26 protein-coding genes and 1 other RNA gene are annotated in these 24,664 nt (G+C 36.4%); 20 read left to right on the top strand and 7 right to left on the bottom strand.

Annotated elements, in window-relative coordinates:
- Positions 1-563: 563 nt before the first annotated feature.
- Complete coding sequence (locus F981_RS23940) at positions 564-734, bottom strand: hypothetical protein (RefSeq protein WP_004722100.1); 171 nt, start codon at positions 732-734, stop codon at positions 564-566.
- 506 nt (positions 735-1,240) lie between these two features.
- On the opposite strand from F981_RS23940, the gene F981_RS12620 reads away from it, so the two are divergent.
- Together F981_RS12620 and F981_RS23935 are read left to right on the top strand one after the other, a co-directional pair.
- Positions 1,241-1,462 (top strand): hypothetical protein, encoded by a 222-nt coding sequence (locus F981_RS12620; RefSeq protein WP_004722098.1) that lies wholly within the window; start codon positions 1,241-1,243, stop codon positions 1,460-1,462.
- Positions 1,463-1,829: 367 nt separating this feature from the next.
- A complete protein-coding gene (locus tag F981_RS23935) occupies positions 1,830-1,982 on the top strand; it encodes a hypothetical protein (protein WP_004722095.1) in 153 nt (50 codons plus the stop codon).
- A gap of 266 nt (positions 1,983-2,248) precedes the next feature.
- Here the strand turns inward: F981_RS23935 and F981_RS12615 are convergent, their stop codons facing one another.
- Positions 2,249-3,226 (bottom strand): alpha/beta hydrolase, encoded by a 978-nt coding sequence (locus F981_RS12615; protein ID WP_004722093.1) that lies wholly within the window; start codon positions 3,224-3,226, stop codon positions 2,249-2,251.
- 97 nt (positions 3,227-3,323) lie between these two features.
- On the opposite strand from F981_RS12615, the gene F981_RS12610 reads away from it, so the two are divergent.
- The 4 genes from F981_RS12610 to F981_RS12595 all read left to right on the top strand — a co-directional run bounded on the left by F981_RS12610 (position 3,324) and on the right by F981_RS12595 (position 6,351).
- Positions 3,324-4,232: a LysR family transcriptional regulator gene (locus F981_RS12610; protein ID WP_004722091.1), complete on the top strand. Its 909-nt coding sequence runs from the start codon at positions 3,324-3,326 to the stop codon at positions 4,230-4,232.
- 331 nt (positions 4,233-4,563) lie between these two features.
- Positions 4,564-4,779, top strand: a complete 216-nt coding sequence (locus F981_RS12605) for a hypothetical protein (protein WP_004722088.1) — start codon at positions 4,564-4,566, stop codon at positions 4,777-4,779.
- 239 nt (positions 4,780-5,018) lie between these two features.
- On the top strand, positions 5,019-5,483 hold the full coding sequence (locus tag F981_RS12600) for a hypothetical protein (RefSeq protein WP_228129027.1): 465 nt from the start codon (positions 5,019-5,021) through the stop codon (positions 5,481-5,483).
- A gap of 541 nt (positions 5,484-6,024) precedes the next feature.
- On the top strand, positions 6,025-6,351 hold the full coding sequence (locus F981_RS12595) for a hypothetical protein (protein WP_004722085.1): 327 nt from the start codon (positions 6,025-6,027) through the stop codon (positions 6,349-6,351).
- A 135-nt stretch (positions 6,352-6,486) separates the two neighbouring features.
- Here F981_RS12595 and ssrS read toward each other — a convergent pair.
- The 3 genes from ssrS to F981_RS12585 form a co-directional block, all read right to left on the bottom strand.
- A non-coding RNA gene (ssrS, locus tag F981_RS23340) (6S RNA) lies at positions 6,487-6,668 on the bottom strand.
- A gap of 100 nt (positions 6,669-6,768) precedes the next feature.
- On the bottom strand, positions 6,769-7,053 hold the full coding sequence (locus F981_RS12590) for a cell division protein ZapA (RefSeq protein ID WP_004722083.1): 285 nt from the start codon (positions 7,051-7,053) through the stop codon (positions 6,769-6,771).
- A 2-nt stretch (positions 7,054-7,055) separates the two neighbouring features.
- The gene (locus F981_RS12585; RefSeq protein WP_004722081.1) at positions 7,056-7,607 is read right to left on the bottom strand and encodes a hypothetical protein; all 552 of its coding nucleotides are present in this window, start codon (positions 7,605-7,607) and stop codon (positions 7,056-7,058) included.
- Positions 7,608-7,671: 64 nt separating this feature from the next.
- On the opposite strand from F981_RS12585, the gene F981_RS12580 reads away from it, so the two are divergent.
- From F981_RS12580 to F981_RS24215, 5 genes are all read left to right on the top strand, one after another.
- Positions 7,672-8,304, top strand: a complete 633-nt coding sequence (locus F981_RS12580) for a UPF0149 family protein (RefSeq protein ID WP_004722079.1) — start codon at positions 7,672-7,674, stop codon at positions 8,302-8,304.
- A gap of 321 nt (positions 8,305-8,625) precedes the next feature.
- A complete protein-coding gene (gene pepP / locus F981_RS12575) occupies positions 8,626-9,948 on the top strand; it encodes a Xaa-Pro aminopeptidase (RefSeq protein ID WP_004722078.1) in 1,323 nt (440 codons plus the stop codon).
- A gap of 27 nt (positions 9,949-9,975) precedes the next feature.
- A complete protein-coding gene (locus F981_RS12570; protein WP_004722076.1) occupies positions 9,976-10,539 on the top strand; it encodes a GNAT family N-acetyltransferase in 564 nt (187 codons plus the stop codon).
- Positions 10,540-10,606: 67 nt separating this feature from the next.
- Entirely contained in the window at positions 10,607-11,047 is a 441-nt protein-coding gene (locus F981_RS24220; RefSeq protein ID WP_228129026.1) for a hypothetical protein, read from the top strand.
- Between the two features lie 35 nt (positions 11,048-11,082).
- On the top strand, positions 11,083-11,460 hold the full coding sequence (locus F981_RS24215; RefSeq protein ID WP_004722074.1) for a hypothetical protein: 378 nt from the start codon (positions 11,083-11,085) through the stop codon (positions 11,458-11,460).
- 190 nt (positions 11,461-11,650) lie between these two features.
- Here the strand turns inward: F981_RS24215 and F981_RS12555 are convergent, their stop codons facing one another.
- Positions 11,651-12,826 (bottom strand): MFS transporter, encoded by a 1,176-nt coding sequence (locus tag F981_RS12555; RefSeq protein ID WP_004722072.1) that lies wholly within the window; start codon positions 12,824-12,826, stop codon positions 11,651-11,653.
- Positions 12,827-12,940: 114 nt separating this feature from the next.
- Between F981_RS12555 and F981_RS12550 the strand changes: the two genes are divergently transcribed.
- The 5 genes from F981_RS12550 to F981_RS12530 all read left to right on the top strand — a co-directional run bounded on the left by F981_RS12550 (position 12,941) and on the right by F981_RS12530 (position 20,324).
- Positions 12,941-13,288 (top strand): winged helix-turn-helix transcriptional regulator, encoded by a 348-nt coding sequence (locus F981_RS12550; protein ID WP_004722071.1) that lies wholly within the window; start codon positions 12,941-12,943, stop codon positions 13,286-13,288.
- A 502-nt stretch (positions 13,289-13,790) separates the two neighbouring features.
- Positions 13,791-16,637 (top strand): TonB-dependent receptor domain-containing protein, encoded by a 2,847-nt coding sequence (locus F981_RS12545; RefSeq protein ID WP_035371593.1) that lies wholly within the window; start codon positions 13,791-13,793, stop codon positions 16,635-16,637.
- Positions 16,638-17,450: 813 nt separating this feature from the next.
- A complete protein-coding gene (ubiH, locus tag F981_RS12540; RefSeq protein WP_004722069.1) occupies positions 17,451-18,662 on the top strand; it encodes a 2-octaprenyl-6-methoxyphenyl hydroxylase in 1,212 nt (403 codons plus the stop codon).
- Positions 18,659-19,897, top strand: a complete 1,239-nt coding sequence (locus tag F981_RS12535) for an FAD-dependent monooxygenase (RefSeq protein WP_004722068.1) — start codon at positions 18,659-18,661, stop codon at positions 19,895-19,897. The genes ubiH and F981_RS12535 overlap by 4 nt, the downstream gene beginning before the upstream one ends.
- A gap of 175 nt (positions 19,898-20,072) precedes the next feature.
- Complete coding sequence (locus tag F981_RS12530; protein WP_004722066.1) at positions 20,073-20,324, top strand: hypothetical protein; 252 nt, start codon at positions 20,073-20,075, stop codon at positions 20,322-20,324.
- A 379-nt stretch (positions 20,325-20,703) separates the two neighbouring features.
- On the opposite strand, the gene rsmI is transcribed toward F981_RS12530, so the two are convergent.
- On the bottom strand, positions 20,704-21,549 hold the full coding sequence (gene rsmI / locus F981_RS12525) for a 16S rRNA (cytidine(1402)-2'-O)-methyltransferase (RefSeq protein ID WP_004722064.1): 846 nt from the start codon (positions 21,547-21,549) through the stop codon (positions 20,704-20,706).
- A 10-nt stretch (positions 21,550-21,559) separates the two neighbouring features.
- Between rsmI and F981_RS12520 the strand changes: the two genes are divergently transcribed.
- The 4 genes from F981_RS12520 (at position 21,560) to F981_RS12505 (ending at position 24,639) form a co-directional block, all read left to right on the top strand.
- Entirely contained in the window at positions 21,560-22,510 is a 951-nt protein-coding gene (locus tag F981_RS12520) for a penicillin-binding protein activator (protein WP_004722061.1), read from the top strand.
- A 13-nt stretch (positions 22,511-22,523) separates the two neighbouring features.
- The gene (locus F981_RS12515) at positions 22,524-22,940 is read left to right on the top strand and encodes a YraN family protein (RefSeq protein WP_004722057.1); all 417 of its coding nucleotides are present in this window, start codon (positions 22,524-22,526) and stop codon (positions 22,938-22,940) included.
- 105 nt (positions 22,941-23,045) lie between these two features.
- Positions 23,046-23,753, top strand: a complete 708-nt coding sequence (locus F981_RS12510; protein ID WP_004722055.1) for a BON domain-containing protein — start codon at positions 23,046-23,048, stop codon at positions 23,751-23,753.
- Positions 23,737-24,639, top strand: coding sequence for an alpha/beta hydrolase (locus tag F981_RS12505; RefSeq protein WP_004722054.1), 903 nt, complete (start codon positions 23,737-23,739; stop codon positions 24,637-24,639). The genes F981_RS12510 and F981_RS12505 overlap by 17 nt, the downstream gene beginning before the upstream one ends.
- The last annotated feature ends 25 nt before the right edge of the window (positions 24,640-24,664 follow it).

Here is a 24,664-nt window from a genome sequence, read left to right as displayed (position 1 = left end):
TCTTTGTAAAGTGCAGAGTAGGGGGGTAAATGTTGGTAATATTAATTTATTGTTATTTAAAATCAATTAATTAAATAATTTATTGGATTTGAAAGAGTGATGGTATTATAAGTTTTACTGAGAACTTTGGCTTTATATTTATACAAACTCACGATTTGAATTGAGTGTGGCGAAACTTTATTAAATAAAGCGTAATCAAATATATTTTATCCGCTTTCATCTGCTGATCTGTGTTAACTTAGCTTTGATCGAATCCGTAAGCGAAACGGAAGTGTTTAGGTTGTTACAGGAATTGCGTATTCCCTCTAAATAGATTTAAAACCTAAGCAGTTAACGCTGAGCATGAGATCGCAGCATGCCGATCTGAAAAGCCCGCACTATTGTGGGCTTTTTTTACATCATGGAGAAAGCTGAATATTTTGAGTTGATACAGTCTGAATTTATATAACCAACAACGAAAAAACTTACCAAACATCGGTAAGTTTTTATAGATTAAGCTTTAAGGTCTGTTCATTCTTAGCCTACAACGTAAGCCATTTATGAAATTTCAAAAGACCCTTGTGTTATTTAGGCTTATTTGTATCAGGTTGCTTAACCTCTTTATTGTCCTGATTTGGATTAGGCGGTGTAGCACCAGGAGTTGCTTGTGGCGCATCTTTAGGCGGAGTTTGCTCAACGTTTTTAGTATCTGAATTTGCTTGAGCTGAATTTTGTGAAAAACTTTTAAATGACATTATAATCTTCTCAAATTGTTAAGTGAGTCTGGATAATAGTCTTTTAATCCACTTACACTAAGGTAGTTGTGAAAGCCATATGTGGAGATATGTTGGCTAAACTGAGTTTATATCGACAAAATATATTTATAAAAATATCAAATATTTGTATTGTCTTGTTTTAAATGGTGATATAAATAATCTCTAAATATAGGCCTGTACATAAACATCACAAATCGATTTTATAAATAGGAACTTTTAATTTAAAATAATCAAATGTTATTTAAGTTGCATAATCTGTTAAATTAGCGTACTATGAAAAATACTAAAGCAGATGTGCTTAATATATAAGCAAGACTTGAAGGTTGGCTTCAACTCTGACTTCTGCAATATCAAGCTGATGTAAATATCAAAAGTTTAAATTAAGGTTAGATGCCTTCTTATCGTTAGTTCCAAAAATATATCTGTTGGTCTTAATAGTTAAATACTTCTCTGTTTGCAAAAGCTCAAAACAATTGAGTGAAAAAATGAATATTTTAAATGGCTGGACAATAGCCTCTGCAGTAAATGGCGATGAAATTCGCGTAAAGATCGTTCCTTTAAAAAGACAACAAAGCAACCGTACTGGTATGAGTTGGGTCGAAGTAGGGAAAAAGATTGAATTAGAATCTGGTGACGATCGTCAATTTAATATTGATGGTTCATCTTTCTATCTTAATCAAAATCAACTTTATCGTATTGCGATATAAATCGTAATCAATGTTTTAGAAAAGCTCATCGTAAGATGGGCTTTTTATATGGCTGAACGAATATAAAAGATATTGAAAATTAAGGAAGGATTTTTGATCAGTGTTGATTGATGAATATTAGATGGTTTTAGAATGATTAAGCTGGAATTAAAATCTCATAATAAAAACTTACCATGTGACTGTTTGGTTAAATACCGAAATACTTTAAATCAGCCATAACACTGAAATTTAGATGATTTATCTGAATCTTTGAAATCAAATGTAATAAAGCTTCACATAAACTTGCATAACTCACATATCGAAATACTTTATTAGAAATTTAATGTTATTCCTAATAGACGTTATTCAATTCAGTATGAGGTATATCATGTTAAAGACCGTAGCATTATTAGGGACTGGAATTGCAATTGCTTGCTACTATCAGTCACATAAAAATAATCCTCAAAAAACCAAGGGTAAAAGTTTAGCCAAAACCAAAGATGATGATCATAAAGAGTCTTCAGCAGAAGCAGTACATTAATTTTAATGAAAAACCACCGATTCGGTGGTTTTTTAATATGGATACGGCAATCGTAAAACTTAAGGTAGAAACGGACACTGAAAAGATGCTGTCTAGGCCGGCAAGGAAATGATAAAGAATTTTTAAATCCTTGCCCTTTGCAAAGTGACGACTTCTCACCTTTGTGAAAGGAGGGAGTTGTCCATACAAAACTTAATCACGCTTAGTTGATTGTCGATGCAGCATTAAAAGGATTATCTTTCATATCCGACTAAAGCTATTTGATCTTAATTTTGATGTTGATAAAACCAATCTGCCGCATGTGCAACTGTTCTATCTACAATATCGGGTTGCTCGTAATACTGGAAATGATTGGTTCCATTTTCCCAGATAAGCTTTTTATCTGATGTTGGAATTGAATCAAAATGACGTCGAGCCGCTGCTGGATTCATACAGGTATCCGAATGAATGATAAGCGCGGGTTTCTTTAGTTTTGCAACGCCAGCTACAGTTGAATAAGAAAAATGATCAAGATCACTCATAATTGCGTAGCGATTCTCCCAGTTTTTTAGCGTCCATGCTCCATACCAGCTCCATATAATTGGACCAGGTAAACCAGCATTCGAGCCTTTGACGCGATCACCGAGGTCTGGCGATACGAGTGGCTGGTAGATAACTTCCCCCGTTGTTTCGTAAAGAACTTTGGCATCCTGTGCTTTCTTTAAACGGATCGCTAATAAGGCTTCTAATTCTTCGATCGTTGGTGCTGATTCAATATCAAATGGATTTTCTGTAACACCTGCTGCAAGCATAAATAAATCAGTTTCTCTATCTCGATAATATCCAGTAACAGAAACAACGGCTTTGACACGTGCTTCATAAGACGCGATATCCAGCATTTCAGGTCCACCTTGGCAAACCCCTAATAGAAATATTTTATCGGTATCGACATCGTTACGGGTAAAGATGTAATCAATTGCAGCAATGACATCTTCGTTTTTCATTTTGGGATTTTCAAGGCGACGTGGCATGCCTTGGCTCTCACCAACAGTTCTTGGATCAAATGCGAGGGTGATAAAGCCTTCATCTGCTAAACGTGTCGCATACTGAGTGGGTGCCTGTTCTTTTTGAAAAGAATATGGCCCAAGAATAATAACAGCGGGGAGTTTTCCATCGGTATTTGGCTTATATAAATCGCCAACCACTGCATCACCATGTGAATCAAATGCTATTTTTTCTACAGCATAGTTACCATGTTTGGGCATTGTAATTTTCCTTATCGTCATTAATTTTGAGTACCCATTCAGCCTATATAAATATATTATTGAGAACAATCTCATAAAACTTTATAGAATAGTGAAAATGGCTCATCAATTGAAAAGCGGTGAACTCTTTGCTTTAACAATTTTTTTATCTGTGGCCTCTCATCGAAACTTCCGTGCAGCTTCGGTTGAGTTAAACGTCACACCTTCAGCAATTAGTCATGCCATAAAAGGTTTGGAAAGCCGCTTAAATGTTCGGCTTTTTAATCGAACCACACGCAGTGTTTCTTTGACTGATGCCGGAATCCAATTGGTTCATTCACTTCGACCATCCATGGAAAATATTTCAAATGCGCTAAATCATTTAGATGATTTTAGAGATCAGCCGAGTGGTGTACTTAGAATCAATGCCAGTGAAGGGGCGGTTAGACTGGTTTTAAAACCCATTCTTAAAAAGTTCTTACAACACTATCCATTGGTTCATTTAGATATTGTTTGTGATGGTAAATTAACCAATATCGTTGAGGAAAATTTTGATGCAGGCATACGCCTTGCAGACGATATACCTAAAGAAATGGTAGCAATCCGTTTGACTGAAACCGCACGCTTTGTTGCTGTTGCATCCCCAGACTATTTATTAAAAAATTCTACACCACTTGTTCCGCATGATCTTTATGAACATGATTGCATTCGTTTCCGTTTTGATAGTGGCTTAATTTTTCGCTGGGAATTTGATATGAATGGCATTATTGAAAAGATAGATGTCAAAGGGCCATTAACACTTACAGATCAAACATTAATGGTTGACGCTGCAATAGATGGTATTGGTATCGCATTTGTACCTGATCATTTGGTGGAAAATGCTGTGGAAAATCAGCAATTAAGTATTGTTTTGGAAAACTTTAGCCCAGTGTATCGTGGTCTTAGCCTTTATTATCCTGGCTATCGTCATGTATCCACTACACTTAAGGCGTTGATCAATATGATTCGTGATCCATCAAGCTATTGATTTTCATTATGTCGATTTCGAAAAGTCGCAAAAAGCTTGGCTAAAAAGAGTTCATTCTGGAATTCAACTTATTTGCCTATATCAAGCTATCTGAAGAGAAAATCTAATCACTTAAAAGCGAACTTTTCATTCATAACAGACATAAGGAAAAAGATAAAAACTACAAAAAGTGCTAAGTTTTATAGAAATCCATATATTTTTTATGGTTTTTGTAAATATACCTCAAAAGAGAGGCTGTTTTATCTCAAAGTACTTTGCTTAATTTCTAAAAATAGGACATAACTATGAGAGTAAATAGAGTAAAAATTTTTAATTACAAGGGGAATAAAAAATGCTTTTAAAATTTGCCACTCGATTCGCAAGTATTTTGTTTGGAATACTGGCTTTAATCGCGATCGTGATTCATTTTGTTTTTTCGAATCAGCTATCCATTGATCTATGGATTGTGCTTTTCCCTGTTATTTTAGCAGTTCCAATTTTAACAGCAGTTCTGATGACGGGTGATGATGAGTTGGGTGTTCAATCTAGTGAGTGGAACAACTCATAATTTTTAGATCTAAGCTCATCGAAAGATGAGCTTTTTAGTATTTGAAAGAATTAATTTTGAACCTATGCCGTTATCTCACTTTTTCTTTTGATGGATAAAGGAGGGTTATAGGCAGTGAGTACCAACAAGTTTGTGACCGTTTATAGGTATAGTGAATCTAGCAATCGTTATATATTAACTTAAACTTGTATTTGCAGTGTTTTACTTCAACGGCTGGATTGTTGATGAGGAGAACCAAGTTGCGATATTTATTGTTTATATTCAGTTTTTTACTGTGTTCTGAATTGAAAGCGCAGAGCCCATTAGACGAACCTTTTTTGCAAGTTGGTGCAGTTGATGATCAATTCAATATCATTAATCTCGAACTGTACAATGGCTTAGTCAAAGTGATTAATCACAATTTTTCGAACATTAAGCCCAATCAATCAGATGATTTAACAAACATTTCTAGAATTAGGTTAACTAGCAATGGATTGTTGCTTGTATCTGATTTAAAGGGGATTGAGTCTACAGAAGATCTAACCGAGAAATTTGATGAAAACAAATATAAAAATCTGAACAAAAACAACATCTGTAGTAAAAGTGATTTATTTGAGTCTGAAGTATTTAAAAAAACAACACAAGGCAATATTGTTTATCAATTAAATAATGCTAAAGGTGAGTTTTTGAAAAGTTTTACAATGAGTTATAAAGAATGTCTATAGATATTAGGTGTTTAAATGAATATCTTGGGATAATTACTATATATTTAAATACTTGTTGTACAGTCGAATTTTTTGTAGCTCAGACTAATTTATAATTTTTAAATTAAACCCAAAAAAGTAGAATTCCTTAGCCATTTCTAAGGGATAGCAAAATGTGGAATTTCATCAAAAGCTTTAATTGTATAAATGTATGGTTAATCATATCTTTGATTACGCTTGGATTGGTATTGTTTCTATATTTTTCTTAGGCTTAGATGATTTATAGCAATTCAGAGGTAGTAACATAAGTTTGAAGTATCGAGCTTGTATAGGGCATAGCGATATTTTAGCTCTAGTGGATGGGAAGTTTGATGATGCAGATTTATGGGTTTTAATAGAATAATGAAAAAGAAATTATACTCTTCAATAAAAATAAATATCTAATTCATATCGTGCATAAACGATGATGTTTGTGATTTTAATAGATCGTTTGGAAGCATGGCGCTAGATGATCTCTATGCATATAATCAATGTAATTAGAAAAATTCTAAGGACTATAAAAATGAAATTGAGAATTTTATTGCTTATATCATTTAGCCCGGAAATTTATGCAAATCAAATAGATCACTGCAAAATTATTGCAGAAAGTGCTGGAATGATCATGCAGTTAAGGCAGTTTGGTGTTGATTTAAATATGGCATTTAATTTAAAAGGCGAACTAAGTAATAATGCAAAAAATTTAGAAGTCATCATTGCTGATGCAGAATCAAAACCTGTATATGCTACAAATTTAGGTAAACAAAAAGCGGAAGAGGAATTTTCAGCTGAATGGGAAAAGTTATGTTTGGAATCAGTTGAGTTTTTGAATGATGCTGTAGATCCGACTTAATCAGCTTATAAGGTGGATCAAAGAGAATAGATTGTTATTCCATTATGATCTATCAGGGCTATATTTTTGGAAATGGAATCAAAGGCATATTACAACATATATTTATAATTTTTATCTTATGATGATTTAAAAATAAAACACTCCAGAGATGCCGCTGCATGGTCGTTACCCTGAACCCGATGAGTTCAAGGTGGACGCGACGTACACTTAATGGGTTTCCCACTCAAGGTGGGCATACACTCAAAATATACAGAACACATCCATAAGTTTAAGTATCGGCAGGGGAATAGACGTACTGGCGAACACCCTAGAGTTATATTAAGTATACATAATTTGGGGATTGTGGCAAATCACCAATGCTCATAATTTATAAATACAGTATAAAAAAACCAATCAATTGCACGAAAAAAAAGCGGTTTATCCCGCTTTTTCAACATCTTCTAACATGGTCGCTAATAAACGTTCGCATTGTGCATATTCTTGTAACGATTTATTCATGGCTAAAACTTCTTGCATCAATTCTAAAGCCACCATGATCACCAATTTATTATGTTCAACATTGGGGGCTTTACGGCGAAATTCTTGAAACTTTTCATTTAAAAGTCGACCAGCACGTTCAAGTTCTGGTTGTTTATCTGTTGTGGTGCCTAAACGGAAACTTTGTTCGATTAAGCGTAATTCTACAGTCACATGTTCAGACATACTCATACTTCCTCGTTAGACTCTGATGGATGAGCAAGCTGTTGGATTTCTTGCGCATGATGATCTTGTTCAGTCCCTAAAATCGAAAGACGTTGAATAATGGCTTCCACTTTTGTTTTGGCATGTTCATTTTTTTGAATTAAACGTTCACGCTCATCTTGAAGACCTTTGATGTCTTGTAAGTGATGGCGTTGTTCATTTGCCATTTTTTCTTTAACCACACGTAATTCATTACGTTCAGCCAAAATTTCCTGAAAACGATTTTTTAAATCGGTACAGCTTTTTTCCAAACGCCCATAACGCTCTGCTAAAGATGTGGCATCTGTATTGAGCTGTTGAAACTGATTTTGTAACTGAGAGAGTTGCTCAGTGAGCGTATCAATTTCATCTTGTTTTTGGGTGATAATGCTATTTTTATGGCTAATTTGAGCATGAGATTGCTCTTCGCTGTTATCCTTTTCTTTTAACAGCGATGCATTTTCTTTCTCAACAGTTTCAATTCGTGTTTTTAAAACACCAATATGCGTCTGTAGACGCTGTAATTGTTCTAACATAACGGGTCGCACAGATTTGCAATCAAAGGTAATATATACAGAAGTATAGAGATTGGATAAACGAATGCAAGACGATATTTCAGGTTGGTCAGATTGGAATCAAAATTTTGAGGGGATTGAGGAAATTTCAAGCCCGAGTGAGTTACATGGCTTACTGACAGGTATAGTTTGTGTTACTGAAGTTCCGACTCGAGATGAATGGTTACAAATTTTATCTACGCTTGATGTGCCAAAATTAGACGATGAAGCGCTTGCGCTATTGTCAGAGGAAGCAGAGGATGTATCACATGCGCTTTCAGACGATGATTTAGACTATCTTCCAATGCTTCCAGATGACGAGCATACATTGGCTGAGCGTGTACAATCACTGGCAGATTGGTGTGCAGGGGTTGTGCTTGGCTTTGGATTGGCTTCTGGTCATATTCGCGCAGATGAGCAAGAGCTCATTGAAAGTTTACAAGATGTCGCATCTGTTGAGTTTGATGAATCAGATGACGATGATGAAGGTGAAGCAAGCTATCTTGAATTGTATGAATTTGTACGCTTGATCCCTGTGTCATTATCAATGGGACGAAAAAAGGTTCCAGTGTCAGAAAGCCCTCTATTGCAAAATTTTCATAGCAAAATGAAACAGGCAATTGATGCTTCCGAAAGTAACAATGTTGTAGAGATGTTTACTCCACATCGCCCAAGCTAAAACTAAGAAAAAAAGCTAAGAAACTTAAACTTTAGAACATCTATGTTTGATGAGTAGTCGGTTTTACAGCTCCCTTTACCGTGCTTTTTATTCGCTTTGAAAACATCGAAGTTGAATAAAGTAGTGATGTAAAGGGTTAAATTTTTTAGTTTGGAATGATTCCCTTGTTCTATTGTCGCGATTTAGCGTAGAACAAGAGAAATAATAAAATTATTTTAAAATATGCAAATATTGAGTCATCAGTATTTACATTCATCTAAGCGTAATTGTAAGTTAAAGCTTCTTCCAAATTAATCATCTGAAATACAAGCTGAATAGAGAATGAAATTAACTCAAGCAGATTTTCAGGAACGTCGTGACCGCCTCGCTGAGCAAATGGGTCCCAATAGCATTGCAATTATCTCAACCAGTCCAGAAGTCATGCGTAACCGAGATGCTGATTATAAGTTTCGTGCGGACAGTAGCTTTTTCTATTTAACCGGTTTTGCAGAGCCACAAGCAGTTGCAGTCATAGAAACAGATGAAACTGGTGAGGAATATATCTATAGCTTGTTCTGTCGTGAACGTAATCGTGAGATGGAAATCTGGAATGGTTACCGTGCCGGAATTGATGGTGCAGTCGATGATTATGAAGCAGATGAAGCTTATGCGATTGATCTGCTTGACGAAGAAATTATTGCCAAAATTTTAAATAAAGAAAAATTATTTTATCGTATTGGTCAACGTGCAGATTTTGATGCCAAGGTCAGTACTTGGATTACCAAAGCCAATGAATCTGGACGTGGTTTTGGCGTTCCAGCGCAGTTGATTCAACTTGATCAAATTTTAGATGAAATGCGTTTGCATAAGTCGGTTCAAGAAATTGAATTGATGCAAATCGCCTCAAATATCAGTGCAGATGCGCATACGCGTGCCATGCAAAAAGTTCATCCTGACATGATGGAATATGCTTTAGAAGCTGAGTTGAATTATATCTTTGGTCAGAATGGTTGTGTACCTGCCTATAACAGTATTGTGGGTGGGGGAAAAAATGGCTGTATTTTACATTATGTTGAGAACAACCAACCCTTAAAAGATGGTGATTTGGTGTTGATTGATGCGGCTGCTGAGTATGAATGCTATGCCTCAGACATCACCCGTACCTTTCCTGTAAATGGTAAGTTTAGCCCTGAACAAAAAGCGCTATATCAAATTATTTTAGATGCACAAATTGCTGCGATTGATGCAATTCAAATCGGTCATTCTTATAAAGAACCGCATAATGTTGCAGTACGGATCATGGTGGAAGGTTTGGTAAACCTCGGCATTATGCAAGGTGATGTTGAGCAAATTATTGAGTCTGAACGCTATCGTCAGTTTTATATGCATGGTACAGGGCATTGGCTCGGTATGGATGTGCATGATGTTGGCGCATATAAAGATGAAAATGGTCAATGGCGTAGCTATGAGCAGGGTATGGTTGTTACTGTAGAACCAGGTTTATATATTGCACCTGATGATGAAACAGTGGATGCAAAATGGCGTGGTATTGGTATCCGAATTGAAGATGATGTGGTTGCAACTGAACAGGGTCCTTTGGTCTTGACTAAAAATGTGGTGAAGTCGATTGAAGATATTGAAGCGTTGATGGCAAAGTCAGTATAAGGTTTTCAATTTAAAAGGTGAGTATGTATGGATACTTACACCGTTTTAGCTAAGCCAGTAGAAACAAATCGTTTGATTCTACGAAAGTTTGTTGAAGGTGATGAAATCTCACTTTTTCATGAGTATTGTGGAGACAGGGAGTCTTCGAAATACTTACAAAGGCTACCACATGCCAATATTGAGCAAACGAAGTGTATGTTTGAAAATTGGAGTGGTACAAAATGGGAAAATAATGATAAAGATTTTGCTTGGATTATTGGCGAGCGCAAAACCAATTTAGCCATCGGGCTTGTGATGTTTATTCACAAAGGAGATCATGGCGAAATTCATTTTGGGCTTGGAGGTAAATTTCAAGGGCAGGGCTTTATGAGAGAGGCAATCACTGCTGTCATTGTCTATTTAAAAAATAACAGTAGGCTTAAACGAATTGAGACTTTTTGTGATGCAGAAAATGTGAAATCACGAAACGTTCTGATTGAAACAGGATTTACTGAAACGACCTTGTTAAAGCATTGGGCTATATTTCCAGCTTTGGGAGATAATAAGAGAGATTGTCTAGGTTTTATGATTGAAATAAATAAAAATATTTAAATAAAAATAAGGGTAAATCATAGTGATACATATGAGAATCAGTTTTATTTCAACTTTTTTGACGCTAATGTCCTGTTCTTTATTGGCATGCCAGCCAAGTAACATCACAAATAAGAATATTCAATTAACGAGTCAACAATTAGACGTTATCGACCTGCATTTTGGTGAGCAAGGCCTAAAAGATTTTATTCAATATAGTCGTACCCCTATAGATCGCCAACCTGCTGGAATGAATTTTTTATCACTTGATTGGACTCCACCACAACTCTGTAAAGTAAAAGTTGTAACTGGGAAGAGTAACTTTGAAATTGACAATGTCATAAGTGTTATGGGAACACAAATTGCGAGACGCAGTAATGATGGTATCCAGATTATGGATATCAATGCCAGTCTACATCAGAATGAATATACCAATAGCCAAAAGCATATACTGCGTATACAAAGATTATTGATCAAATTAATACTCAGCATTGGAAGCAGTATTTTTTACCCAACGATGCCCGCTTAGATAAAAAAGATAATCTTAAGTATATGAGTCAAAATATGGGAGAGGTCATTGATCCTAGTTATACTTTGAGTTTTAAAGAGTGGCAGGAGATGATGGTAGGAACCAATGGGACTATGTATTTTAATTTATATAATAATGATGTCACTCTAGGAATAACTTTTACTCAAACCCATAAAGATGATAAAAAAGAACAATATATGGTGAGATATAGTTTTGAGCATTTTAGATATGCTGGACGAAATGCTATTTCAGATTCAGATACAATGAATCCTGAGCAACTACAACAAGCTTTTTTAAAAGAGCTGAATGAAAATAAGAATGATCGAAGAATGAAAGAAAGTAGAGCAAAGATAGCAGGTTATCAGATTGATGAAACTTATAATGATCCAGATATTTGGCAATATGTTCAATAAGTTTATGTAGGTTTTGTATCAGAATTTTATGATATCACTCAGATGGATATATTTTATTTTTGTAATCAAAATCCTATTATAAAAAGTCGACTGAGTGATCGACTTTTTAAGCATTTAAAATGTGATTAAGTGATAAAGGCTCGTTATATTTACTGTAAATTCATATTGTAGAATAAATCAAAATGGAAAATTATTTTGATCGGTTGATATGTGTAATCTGATAAATAAAGCCAATAAAAACAAAAGCACTAGCAAAGATTGGGAGTAGCCATAATGAAACTTGGAAATAAAAGAATATTCCACCAATACCAACACCTAAGGCACCACCTAAATATAAGGCTGACTCATTAAGTGCAACAGCTAAATTTCCACCACCTGTTTTTTCTCTGACTAAAATCAGTTGTTCATTTTGTGGAACTTGCAATGCCCAACCAACAGCTCCCCATATTGCAATGGGTATAAGCGTAAGCCAAGGCGTAATGGCTGCAAAAAATGGGATAAGTAGGAGTGCGACACTAAGCATAAACATGATGATGGCTGTTATTTTTTCATTGCTTATCTTTTTAGAAATATGCCCTACAACGAAACTACCGATAATTCCACCTATTCCCCAGATCCAGAGAAAAGGTGTGATATTTTCAATAGAACCAAACTCGTCAGAACTTAAAAGCGGAAATAAATAAGTATAAAGTCCAAGGCTTGAAATAGCAGCAATCAGGGAGATGAAGAGTATTTTTAAAACATTTATATCCTTTAGAAGCCTTAATTTTTCACTCAAACTCTGAGTGATCAAATTTGGAATAATTGGGAGCTTTATATAAAGACCATAGAAAGATACTAGACCTAATATAGCAATGAGATACATTGAGGTTTGCCATCCAAATTGATTTGAAATGATCAATCCGAGTGGCACACCAAGTACTGTGCCCGCTGCCATTCCACTCATAATAATTGAAATCGCTTGACCTCTTTGATCTGGTTGCACCAATGCGGTAGATATTGAAATCCCTATAGCTAAATAAACGCCTGCTCCGATACCAGCGAATATTCTTGAAATCAGTAGTATCGAAAAATTAGGAGCTAAGCCACTGATCAGATTGGAAATAGAAAAAATAAATAAAGCCAATAATAATATTGATCGTTGCTTATTCTCTGGAGATAAAGCAACAACAACCGGAGAGCCAATTCCATAAGCTAAGGTGAATACAGTCACTAACTGTGCTGTCAATGCTATGGATATATCAAACTCATTTTGGATCAGTGGTATTAATCCAGCCGTGATATACGATGCCATTCCCAAAGAAAAGGCACCTAATGCAATAAAATAGACGATTAAAATATTGGGGTTACTTTTAGTATCAAGCATACGTATGATCTATAAAATAAAATGATGTTTGAAATTTACGTCATTATTTTTTCTTGTATATCACTTACATTTTTGATGCTAAGTATAATTTTTGGTACTGAACATAGGTTTTTTATGAAACAAAATCGCTCAGGTTGCCCCGTTGAAGAGGTATTTGTGCAATTAGGTGGTCGTTGGAAAATGATGATTTTATCCTTTTTGCTAGAAAAACCCCGACGATTTAGTGAGATTAAAAATAATATTCCAAATATCTCGCAACGAATGCTTATTTTGGAGTTAAATTTTCTTGAAAATAAAGGCTTTATAGAAAGAAATGTCTATGAGGGAAAACCTGTAAAAGTTGAATATTCACTCACAGAAGAAGGTCAGTATCTAGATCGATTTATATTGATGTGTCGAGAGTATGGTGAATGGATAAGAGAAAGAGAAACGATGCGAGATAGTTTTAATCACTGTTTATGAAATGTTACATCTTTTTTAAATTGATTATGGGGATATTATAAAAAGTTAAGCTTTATAAAGGCTCAAAAACTCATTTTTAATCCTAAGCTACTCTCTGTACAGTCTGGCTTTTAAAAATATTCCTCATGCAAATCGCAATTTTTATTTATGCGTTTCAGTGGAGAGTCCTAGATTTAAATACTAACCATAGGATGTAGTCACACGATTTTGTTTAGATCAATATAAGCCAATTTCTTTAGATTTGTAATCATGTCTATCTTTGCTTAAAAAGTTGTCAACGTCATTTGTAAAAATATACTGTCATAAAAAAAAGAGAAAAATAAATCTTTTGGTGAGAAGCTAGTTTATTGAATTCAATTAGATAAATAAAATAACAACATTAAAATTTAGAGTATCAAGGATGTGTTTTTTTAAGCGCAATCGCAAATGATAATTATTCTCATTGAATTTTGTATTTTAATGTGTATGCTTTGTAATGGTTACGTAATTTATAGAAAACTTTATGAAAACACATACTATCTCCATAATTTCTCCTATTTCTTTTAGAACGACACTTTATCTTTCGATAATGGGAATCATCTTTTCTCCTGCCGTATCTGCAAAAGATGTAGAACAAAATACACCAGCATTACCAACAATTGCAGTAACGGCATTAGATAAATCTAAAGAAAAAACAGTTGCTTATAAGTCGGGTAATATGGATATCCCGCGCACCGAGGATGATGTACAAGCCTATACTTTAATTGAGAGAGAGGAACTTGAACGTTCTGGTGTAACGACAGTGACAGAAGCACTCGCTAAGTTGCTTCCAATGGCAACTTCATCATTAAATAACTCAGACTATTTTGCGACCACATCTAGCCAAATTAATTTACGTGGTTTAGGCGCCAATCAAACACTGGTCTTAATTAATGGTCGTCGCAGTGCTGGTACAGGAAATCGAGGTACAGCAGAATCTACACAACAACCGAATCTAAATAATATACCACTGGCAGCAATTGAACGAATAGAGATTTTACCGACGTCTGCGGCAGCCATTTATGGTAGTGGTGCAATTGGTGGTGTAATTAACGTGGTGTTGCGTAAGGATTATGTCGGTACAGATCTGGATTTACGTTATGCCAATACCACAGATGATAAACGGCCAGTGCAGTCATTCAACTTTGTATCGGGCTTTGCTTTAGAAGAGGGGCGTACCAATGTGATGCTTATGGCATCTAAAAAAAGTCAGGATGGGTTGCTGGATCGAGAGCGAGGCCACAGAGACAAACAACGTCAAAATATTTTAAAAAATAATCCTAACGCGTTGATCGGTCCGACAGTGAATCCACCCGCAGGGAATTTAACCAATATTCGCTCAAAAGATGGATCAGAGCTTATTCCAGGCAGTGGTTCATCTACTGCTCATATTCCAAAGGGCTGGAATGGTGATATTAGCAAATTAGGTAAAGGCTATGCATTAGGATTAGGCACAGGTGTGAGTGGTTGGTCTGGAGATTACCCGATTTTATATGATACAGATACAGAATCTGTTGCTATTTCAATGAACCGTGACTTTAGCGATCGATTAAATGTCTTCCTTGAAGCTGGTTATGATCGCGAAAAAGGTTGGGGATACAATTCTTCACCGCACGGTTTTGGTGTGGTCACCGTAAGTAAAAATAGCCCGTATAATCCATTTGGTAAAGATGTTTTGGTGAATTACACTTTGAATAGTGACAGTTTTGGTGCTTGGTCTAAAGACACCTTTGAAACCACGCAGAAAAAAGCAGCAACTGGTTTTACCTTTGAATTAACCCCAGAGTGGCTGTTATCTGCGGATTACTCTTGGAGTAAATCAGATATTCGTCAGCGTTATATTCGTAAGGGAAATGTGAATCCAAAAGCAACGCAATGGAATAAAGACACTGCAAATAACTTAATTGATTTTATTGAAGATTACACCACAAAGCCTACAGACATTATTCAAAAATATTGGCATTACACCAAAAATAACACACAGCAAACTTTAAACGATATGTCTATACGCGCCACTGGACCCGTCGCAACATGGTATGCAGGGGATATTCAATTGGCAACAGGAATTGAACATCGACGCTATGAAAGTGAAGGCTATGCTGATCATCAATATGTCGATAATCCGTGGGTTAAACCAACAGAACGTAAAACACAAGGGTCTAGTGTGTATACCGAATTTAAGATTCCTTTACTTTCGCCAGAATATAATTTCCGTTTTGCCAAACTACTTGAGATGCAATTAGCGGCCCGCTATGAAGATTTTAAAGTCTCAGCAAAAGTCCCAAAGTATGATTCTAAAGCTGACCCTACAACAGGTTATAGGTCGAAGTTACTCGGCTATACCGACTCAGGTACGGCTAAATTTGATGCACTTACGCCAACGATTGGTTTTAAATTTGCTCCAAATGATCAAATTATGTTGCGTGCCTCATATAGTGAAGGTTTTGTTACGCCTACAGCGGGGCAGTTAGCATTGGAGACGACCGCTATAAATACCAGTACTTCTCTCAAAGACCCTGTTACTGGAAAAATATTAGATACCAGTACAGACATTATCTCTGGCGGGAATCCTAATATTACCCCTGAAAAATCAAAAAGCTATAATTTTGGTGTGGTATTAACCCCAGAGATGATTGAAAACTTACGTTTGTCGGTTGATTATTATCAGATTAAAAAAACTAATAATATTACCTCTGTAGGTGCACAGTATATTCTAGATAACCAAGATAAGTACGGCAACCGCGTAAAACGCGATGCCAATGGGGATGTGACTTCAATTGATACGACTGTATTTAATGCGTTGGGGTTAAAAACCAAAGGTATTGATACCAATCTCAGTTATGCTTTCGATAGTGCCGTTGGAAATACCTCGTTGAATTTAGGGTATACCTATGTGAGCGAATATAAACAGCAAGATTCAGTCAACACACCTTTCGTTGATTTTGTTTCGATGGGCAGTAGTAACGATTATCCACTTAAACATCGTGCCAATGCGTCTATCTATTTACAACCCAATGACACATGGGGATTTGGTTGGGCCGCGCAATACTATGGTTCATATACAATTGCAAATGCGATAGCAATTTTAAATCAAACAGGTAAAGACACTCAAACCTTAAAAATTAATGATCAGATTTATCATGATGTCTTTGCCAAAGCTAAATTGCCGCTTGCTAAATCCAATAAGCTTAATTCGGCAGAAGTGGGCTTTGGTATCCAAAATTTATTCAATGACTACACTGTAGATATGTCCAGCTCAAAAGGTTATCTCAGTAAATATAGCGATGTACGTGGTCGTCAATATTATTTAAATCTTAAAATGTCATTCTAATTCCACATTTAATCATGTGACTGTTATTGTTTCTGATTTTTTACCTTCTTGATCCTTACCAGACTGATTTGTGAGTTGGGTAGGGATCTTACGCTATGGATGATCTATAAAAACTGAATGCTTGAATGTTGCAGGTTATTCGGTAAGCCCCATCATTCTGTCGATGTAAATGATAGGTTTTTAAATGATTAAAATCGGATTTTTATCGTTGTTCTATTCTTTATGCTTATTATTTAAATACTAGATTTTGCGAAAGTAAACTTTATGACTTATGGAATTTATACACTTCCATAGAAATGAATATGTATGATTGAAAAGCTTGCAATGCCACACTTTACAATTAGAGTTCAAATGGCTTTGCGTAGGCGATGCCTCACTTTTCAGAGATGAAAAGATGACAAACCTTGCGCTGCAAACAAAGACGTACTTTGTTTTTGCTCATGTTGGGTGAGAGGTACGTCCTATACCTCCACCCAACGGCGACATCCATGTCGCCACACGATAGAACGACCATGTATAATTCATTGGATATACTGACCAAAATAAGGGGGGTGTTGAATGTTCATTTTTTTGACTAACGCAAGAAGTTTACTATCTCCAAGTTACTATTGCGCTGGGTGAAATAGCATTCTTAATTCTTTGACTGAAATTCTCATTTTTCATACTTATGTTAAAAATAGCGTATTGATTCAGTACAAATACAGCCAACAATTTCCTATTTCAATATAAAAATAACTTTGCTTGATGTAATATGAAATCAATCAAGATTATAAGTATTCAGTACGCTGAATCACATATAGAAAGGATAAAAGCATGCAACAAGAAGTCATCATCGTCGGCGGTGGAATGGTTGGGCTGAGTTTGGCTCTGATGTTGGCAAAAGCCAATATTGCGGTAAAGCTTTTAGAAGCTGTGAAATATCCAAATTATGATGATGCCAATCTTGCACCTTATCATTCCAGTTTTGATGCACGGAATACCGCGCTATCACGTCGTACCATACAAATTTATCAAAAACTCGGTCTTTGGGATGCCTTGCAAGAACATGCAACTCCTATCCTCGAAGTGCATATCACTGAACAAGGCAGTTTTGGTAAAGCGCGCTTAGTCGCAGATCAAGAAAAAGTCGAAAGTTTTGGACAAGTGATTGAAAATGCATGGCTAGGCCGTGTACTGCTGACTCAAGTTCGTCAGCAAGCTTTAATTGAATTGATTGATGGTGTACAAGTGACCTCACTAAAACAAGAGGGTGACTATGTATATGTTGAAGCCAATCGTGGTGAAGAATATACCCACTCTCTTAAAGCCAAATTATTGATTGCTGCGGATGGTCGAGATTCTTTCTGTCGCCAAGCTTTAGGTGTTGGTGTGGATGTACATGATTATGATCAGGTGGCAATTGTTACAACAGTGCAAACTTCTAAACCCCATCACCAAGTGGGCTTTGAACGCTTTAGCCATTTAGGTCCATTGGCATTGCTTCCATTGCCTGGGGAATGTCGCCGTTCAGTGGTTTGGCCTGTGAAAAAAGGCACAGAAGATGAATGGTTAGGTGATGAAAATGACCAACATTTCCTCGATGCTTTACAGCAAACCTATGGTGATCGTGCAGGAAAATTCCAAAAAACAGGCAAACGTTTTAGCTTCCCATTGGCACAAGTGCTTGCTGAAAAACAGGCTGTGGGTCGGGTGATTTTGATGGGCAATGCCGCTCATACGATTCATCCTGTTGCTGGACAAGGTTTTAACTTGTGTATGCGTGATGCAGATGTCCTAATGCGTTATATTACAACGCAAATTGCGCAATCTGATGATATTGGTCAACCTGAGATGTTAAAGGCCTATGAACAATCTCGCTTAACTGATCAGCAACGTGTGATTAAATTCTGTGATTCTGTAGTACGTGGATTTAGTAATCAAAATCCAGTTTTAAAATTATTGCGTAATACTGGCTTGGTGGCTTTTGATGTGATTCCGGGGATTAAACCTTTAGTTGCCAATTATGCGATGGGATTAAAAGCATGACACAGCAAGATATGTTAGATGTGGTGATTGTTGGTGGTGGTCTGGTGGGTGGCTTAACCGCATTACTTTTAGCACAGGGCGGTGTGCAAGCCACAGTTTTAGATGCAGCCCCTATTTTAGATGCTGAAAAGACTTTAGCTGTTGCTAATCCACGGGTTTTAGCGCTGAGTCAAGCCACGATTCACTTGTTAAAAACGGTGAATGTGTGGGAAAAAATCGCTCGCCAAATGCCTTATACAGGCATGCAAGTCTGGAATAAAAATGGCTATGGCGAAATTAATTTTGGGCAAGCCTCAGAAAACTTTCCCACAGCTGAGCAAAGCTTAGGTTCAATGGTTGAACCAAGTTTATTAAACCTTGCCATCCAACAGCAAATGTTGGAGCAACTGCAAGATTATCGTACTCAAGTTAAAGTTGTGCGAGTAGAGCAGGGGGTAGGCTGCTGGATCATTAAACTTGCAGATGGGACTGAGCTAAAGACCAAGTTAGTGATTGGTGCAGATGGTGCAAATTCATTTGTTCGTGATCAAGCATTTATCGATCTTGATGTTTTAGATTATCAACAAGCAGGTTTGACCTGTGCGATTCGTACCACACAACCACACCAATATGTGGCTCGTCAAATTTTCCATCCGACAGGCCCATTGGCATTTTTACCGATGGCGAGTTTAAAGCCAGAACAAGCTGAACACTGGATTTCAATCGTTTGGACCTTACCTGATGATTATGCAGAAGAATATTCGCGCTTAGATGATGTTGATTTTTGTGAATTACTGACACGTGAAAGTCATCATATGTTGGGCAAGATCGTTGAAGCGACACCACGGGCTCAATTTCCACTTAAGGCGCGTGCGGCACAACGTTATGTAAAAGATGGGCTCGCCTTGATTGGCGATGCAGCGCATGTAATTCATCCTTTAGCTGGGCAAGGCGTAAACATCGGGTGTTTAGATGCTGCTATTCTGTGTGATGTATTACTTAAAGATAAACAGCGTGGCGTATGGGCACATGAACAAACCTTAAAGCGTTATGAACACCAACGTAAAGGGCAAAATGATGCCATGATGCATAGCATGTCGATGATTGGTTTTGTAGAAACTGCGGAAATATTTCCATTGGTTTGGGCGCGTAACTTTGGCTTAAAACAAGTTGAAAATATGCCATTTTTAAAAGATCAATTTATGGCACAAGCCAATGGGCTGGCAACTTTAAAAAGCACGCAATATGCCATTTAATTGGATTTCTGATATTTTTTAACCAATCATTTAAACAACATTACGAATTTGATGAAAAAAAACACGATTTTGTGTATCTAGATACTAGTCGAATGGCGAAGAGCTTGATACATTTCTCTGTAAAACATCACCATTTTTCGGATGGTACATTGACGTCATTGATGGGGAGTTAAAGATGACAGATACAAATGATTATGATGATAATTCAGAAGATCATGCAGTAGACGATGATGAAGCTAAAGCGGCTGAAAAAGGTGCTGCGGCAAGTGATTCGACAGTTTCAGATACAGATTTAGCTGAAGCTGAAACACTCACTGTGACAGCGAAAAAAAGACAGCGTGAAGCGTTGGAAGATGAAGTCGCTGCATTTTTAGCGCGTGGTGGGAGAATTACCGAAGTTCCACCAGATGAATCTGCTAAAGATTGATTTTAAAAGCACCGAAAGGTGCTTTTTTAAATTGAGTTGGGATGATGTCTATTTTCTCTTTTAGATGATTAAATCTAAATTTTGAATTGATCATTATTTGTGATTTTTCTCTTGAATTTTGAATCAAATAATCATTTTATTTTTATTGATTTTTGTCAATCACTTTAAAAGCATGGCGGAGTAAATCATCAGTAATGTTGTGCTTTTGATTGTTTTTTCTGCATCAGCTTTTATAAGTGCCAGATTGATCAGTGAGGGATTAAAATTTATTGTATAGAGATTAAGGCTTGGTGGTAAAAGCGACCAGAGCAACCAGTCACTTGTAGAAAAGCAGGTTGAGAAAAGCTTATACAGGCATTTCTCAACTCAAGAAATAAAATTATTGTTGATTAGTCAGCTCTAAAGCACGTTGATAAGCGATTTTCTTTTTGATGCCTGTTAGATCCGCAGCCAGTTGTGATGCTGCTTTAACCGATAAATCTTGTAATAAGCGATTTAAAAGTTGATCTAACTTCTCTTGTTCAACATCTTGATCTTTGGCATCTGGTGCACCACCAATAACTAAAACAATTTCACCTTTTTGCTGATTGCGATCATTTTCAATAAATGTCACCAACTCGCTCAAAGTCATTTTTTTAATCGTTTCAAATGTTTTGGTAATTTCACGTGCAAAACCAACAGGGCGATCTGCGCCAAAAACATCAGCCATATCTTTGACACTATCTAAAATACGATGAGGCGCTTCATAGATAATCATGGTTTGTGATTCATGTTTTAATTTTTCTAATTGAATCAATCGTTGCGATTGTTTTGACGATAAAAAGCCTTCAAAGCTAAAACGATCACTTGGTAAACCCACCGCACTTAGCGCAGCAATAGCAGCACATGCACCCGGTACAGGAATGACGCGGATACCATTTTCCTGAGCGGCACGTACTAATTTAAAACCAGGGTCACTAATTAATGGCGTACCAGCATCACTGACCAGAGCAATATTCTGACCGCTTTTTAATTTTTCGATAAGTATATCAATTTTGTTACTTTCATTGTGATCATGACACGCTGTGAGCGGAGTTGAGATATTATAGTGCTTTAATAATTGAGCAGATTGACGTGTATCTTCTGCCGCAATAACAGAAACAGACTTTAAAACTTCAATAGAACGAAAAGTCATATCATCTAAGTGCCCAATTGGGGTCGCTACGACGAATAATTGAGCACTCATAAAGGTCTCCATGAAGAATAAGTTAGTGTTGAACAGTATTAAAAGAGTGGTTGTGTTGGGAATGGTTGGATTTACAATCCAAGTTCACGCAGAAATTCTGGTTATATTACCTGAAACAGGCCCTATGTCGCGAGCGGGTTTGAGTATTAAACAAGGAATATTAAGTGCCGCGCAGGCCTCAAAGAATGAAATACCATTAAAATTTGTCGATTCAGATCAAAAGACCATCAAAGCCCTGTTAAAACAGCACGTCAATAAAAAGACTAAAATGATTATTGGGCCTTTGGCTCGTCCTGATGTTGAGGCTTTAATTAATTTGAAGCCTAAAGTACCTGTGTTGGCACTCAATGAAGTTTATCCTAGCGATAAAAGTGTTTGGCAATATAGCCTTTCTAAAAATGACGATGCATTGGCGCTGCTTGATTATATCCAGCATGATAAAGTCAGCAAACTCTATGTGGTGCGTGAAAAAGGAACGGAAGCGGAATCTATTAGCTTTTTAAATGCATTATTTGCCAATTATATGGGTGAAGTCGATCCTGTAGAGCATATGCCAAAGTCGATTTCGGATCGAGAGGGTATTTTACTGTTAGGTTCAAACCAATGGTTGACCAGTTTTCCCAAATTGCAGAAGAAAAAAATTTATACCCAAGCCATTGCTGTCGATGAAAAAAAGGCCTTGCCTAAAGGGATGAAATTCTGTGATGTTCCAGCCTTATACATTGCCGAATGGGATGATGTCGTCAAAGCTTATAAAGATAAACCGACCTCGTTACCGTATCAGCGTTTATATGCCTTTGGTGGAGATGCTTGGCATATTGCTGAACAATTTGTTTTGGATCCGAATGTAAAAAGCTTAACCTTTAATGGTCGCACGGGAAAAATTAAAATTGATGGAAATCGTGTTGAGCGTATTCCGCAATGTTTTGAACGCTCAAAAAATAATTTAGTGCCTTTGTGATGATAGGTTTCTGATGGCAAAAAATAATTTAGGACAATGGGCTGAGCAAGAAGCAGTGAAATTACTGCTTCAACATGGCTATGACATCATAAAATTGAATTATTTCTCGCGCTTTGGTGAAATAGATATTATTGCGCAGTCTAAACAAGAGTTAATTTTTGTTGAGGTGAAAGCAAGAACACCGACACAGATGGGGCATGCTTTTGAAGCTGTAAATCAATCAAAACAACAAAAAATGATTAAAACAGCGTTTAAGTTTTTACAAGAATATCCACAATATGAACAATATTATTGCCGTTTCGATGTGATTGGTTTTGATTTACATCATAAAATTGCAAAAAACGTACAGCAAGACCTCAGTAAAATCTCTTATGATCAATCTTGGATTGAAAATGCATTTACTTTAGATGCAGACTTGATTAATCTGTGACTGAAATTTATGTACGGTTATTTCAAAAATAAATATATTTTCCAGCATGTTAACGACGTTTAAATGGGTTGTTTAGCAGGCTAAAATTAATAGGAGTCTTGCTGAGTGTTAAAACGTATTGTCATCACCATGATGTGTGTAGCAAGTTTGTCTGGTTGCGCGAGTTTTATCTCAGGTGGTACTGGTTCTTCACCAGTGGGAACAGATAGTGGTGTTCGATCTTTAGGACAAGTGTTTATTGATTCTTCTATTGAGCGAACTGCGAAAATCAACTTGTATAAGTTGGATGCCCGATTTAAGCAATCTCGTGTCAATATTAATAGTTTTCATAGCAATGTCTTATTGACAGGGCAAGTGCCAGATGCGCATTTAAAGCAGTTGGCAGAAGATAATCTACGAGCGATGAGCGATGTAAAAGCAGTCCATAATTACCTGACTGTTGGTAATCAAATCGGTTATAGTACTATCATGCAAGATGCATCGGTCACTGTGAATACCCGTGGTTTAGTGATGAAAGCGCCTGTGGTTTCAGACAATAAAGTCTTGATCCATACAGAAGACGGCGTGTTGTATGTTTTAGGTCGTTTAAACAATGCTGAAATTGCAGATTTAAATGATGTTTTACAAAAAGTTGGAAATGTGACTAAAATTGTGACCTTGATTGATAATGTCGAACAAGCGAATAATTCAGTCCAACCTTCATCTTTCACAGCACCTGTGGTAAATAATGTACAACAACAACCTGATGTACAGACACCTGTTGCGATTGATCCTAATGCTACAGAGCCAAACAATAATGTTATTCAACAATAGGTTAAAGTTTTTAAAAGTTAGATTTGGAAAGCAGTTTGAACAACTAAAATCTCAATTTAAATCGCACTATCAAGATTTTCGTTTATACGATTTAGGCAGTATTACCATTAATGGCTTGACCCCTAAAAAGGGCTATTCCATTCAGCATAATATTGCCTATGGCTTAAAGGCGAGACAACGTTTAGATTTATATATTTCTAATAAAAAGCAACAGAATGCGCTGATTCTTTTTGTTCATGGTGGGGCATGGAGTCATGGCGATAAAAGTGCTTATAAATTTGTAGGCGAGGCCTTTAGCCGTTTTGGCTATAACGTGGCAGTGCTGAACTATCATTTGGCACCTGAGCATAAATTTCCAAGCTATATTGATGATCTTGCAGTTGCTTTGAATTATTTGGAACAACAACAAGCGCGTTTCGGTATTTCAATGGATAAAATTGCCTTGATGGGGCATTCAGCAGGTGCATTTAATATAGCGTCTTTGCTTTATCATCCTAAGCACTACCAACTGGCCATCAAACAAAATATTAAAGCTTTGATTGGAATCGCTGGACCTTATCATTTCGATTATAAAGGCGATGCTTTAGCCGAGAATGCGTTTGATCAAAGCATTCCTTATCAACAAGTAATGCCGTATTATTTTGTTGAAAAAAATGAGGTAAAGCATTATTTGTTCTTGGCAGAAAATGATCAAATCGTTAAAGCTAAAAACTCTTTAGATTTTAAACAGCAATTACTTGAACAAGGCAATCATTGTGAAATTTACACGATACCTAAAACTGGTCATATTTCAATTATGGGCAGTGTTTCAAGTTTATTTAGTCGATTCTATAAAACCCGGCCTGAAATTATTAAGGTTTTAAATGAAGCAATGAAAAATGCCTAGCAATCGCTAGGCATTTTTGATTTGA

Origin of the sequence: Acinetobacter guillouiae CIP 63.46 (genome assembly GCF_000368145.1) — a bacterium.
Lineage (GTDB): Bacteria > Pseudomonadota > Gammaproteobacteria > Pseudomonadales > Moraxellaceae > Acinetobacter > Acinetobacter guillouiae.
This window is presented reverse-complemented; position numbering and strand designations above follow the sequence as displayed.

Bases quoted from the DNA above. Each gene is read 5' to 3' on its own strand.
- F981_RS23940 (WP_004722100.1), bottom strand. From the start codon at position 734: ATGTCATTTAAAAGTTTTTCACAAAATTCAGCTCAAGCAAATTCAGAT.
- F981_RS12620 (WP_004722098.1), top strand. From the start codon at position 1,241: ATGAATATTTTAAATGGCTGGACAATAGCCTCTGCAGTAAATGGCGAT.
- F981_RS23935 (WP_004722095.1), top strand. From the start codon at position 1,830: ATGTTAAAGACCGTAGCATTATTAGGGACTGGAATTGCAATTGCTTGC.
- F981_RS12615 (WP_004722093.1), bottom strand. From the start codon at position 3,226: ATGCCCAAACATGGTAACTATGCTGTAGAAAAAATAGCATTTGATTCA.
- F981_RS12610 (WP_004722091.1), top strand. From the start codon at position 3,324: ATGGCTCATCAATTGAAAAGCGGTGAACTCTTTGCTTTAACAATTTTT.
- F981_RS12605 (WP_004722088.1), top strand. From the start codon at position 4,564: ATGCTTTTAAAATTTGCCACTCGATTCGCAAGTATTTTGTTTGGAATA.
- F981_RS12595 (WP_004722085.1), top strand. From the start codon at position 6,025: ATGAAATTGAGAATTTTATTGCTTATATCATTTAGCCCGGAAATTTAT.
- F981_RS12590 (WP_004722083.1), bottom strand. From the start codon at position 7,053: ATGTCTGAACATGTGACTGTAGAATTACGCTTAATCGAACAAAGTTTC.
- F981_RS12585 (WP_004722081.1), bottom strand. From the start codon at position 7,607: ATGTTAGAACAATTACAGCGTCTACAGACGCATATTGGTGTTTTAAAA.
- F981_RS12580 (WP_004722079.1), top strand. From the start codon at position 7,672: ATGCAAGACGATATTTCAGGTTGGTCAGATTGGAATCAAAATTTTGAG.
- pepP (WP_004722078.1), top strand. From the start codon at position 8,626: ATGAAATTAACTCAAGCAGATTTTCAGGAACGTCGTGACCGCCTCGCT.
- F981_RS12570 (WP_004722076.1), top strand. From the start codon at position 9,976: ATGGATACTTACACCGTTTTAGCTAAGCCAGTAGAAACAAATCGTTTG.
- F981_RS24220 (WP_228129026.1), top strand. From the start codon at position 10,607: ATGTCCTGTTCTTTATTGGCATGCCAGCCAAGTAACATCACAAATAAG.
- F981_RS24215 (WP_004722074.1), top strand. From the start codon at position 11,083: ATGGGAGAGGTCATTGATCCTAGTTATACTTTGAGTTTTAAAGAGTGG.
- F981_RS12555 (WP_004722072.1), bottom strand. From the start codon at position 12,826: ATGCTTGATACTAAAAGTAACCCCAATATTTTAATCGTCTATTTTATT.
- F981_RS12550 (WP_004722071.1), top strand. From the start codon at position 12,941: ATGAAACAAAATCGCTCAGGTTGCCCCGTTGAAGAGGTATTTGTGCAA.
- F981_RS12545 (WP_035371593.1), top strand. From the start codon at position 13,791: ATGAAAACACATACTATCTCCATAATTTCTCCTATTTCTTTTAGAACG.
- ubiH (WP_004722069.1), top strand. From the start codon at position 17,451: ATGCAACAAGAAGTCATCATCGTCGGCGGTGGAATGGTTGGGCTGAGT.
- F981_RS12535 (WP_004722068.1), top strand. From the start codon at position 18,659: ATGACACAGCAAGATATGTTAGATGTGGTGATTGTTGGTGGTGGTCTG.
- F981_RS12530 (WP_004722066.1), top strand. From the start codon at position 20,073: ATGACAGATACAAATGATTATGATGATAATTCAGAAGATCATGCAGTA.
- rsmI (WP_004722064.1), bottom strand. From the start codon at position 21,549: ATGAGTGCTCAATTATTCGTCGTAGCGACCCCAATTGGGCACTTAGAT.
- F981_RS12520 (WP_004722061.1), top strand. From the start codon at position 21,560: ATGAAGAATAAGTTAGTGTTGAACAGTATTAAAAGAGTGGTTGTGTTG.
- F981_RS12515 (WP_004722057.1), top strand. From the start codon at position 22,524: ATGGCAAAAAATAATTTAGGACAATGGGCTGAGCAAGAAGCAGTGAAA.
- F981_RS12505 (WP_004722054.1), top strand. From the start codon at position 23,737: ATGTTATTCAACAATAGGTTAAAGTTTTTAAAAGTTAGATTTGGAAAG.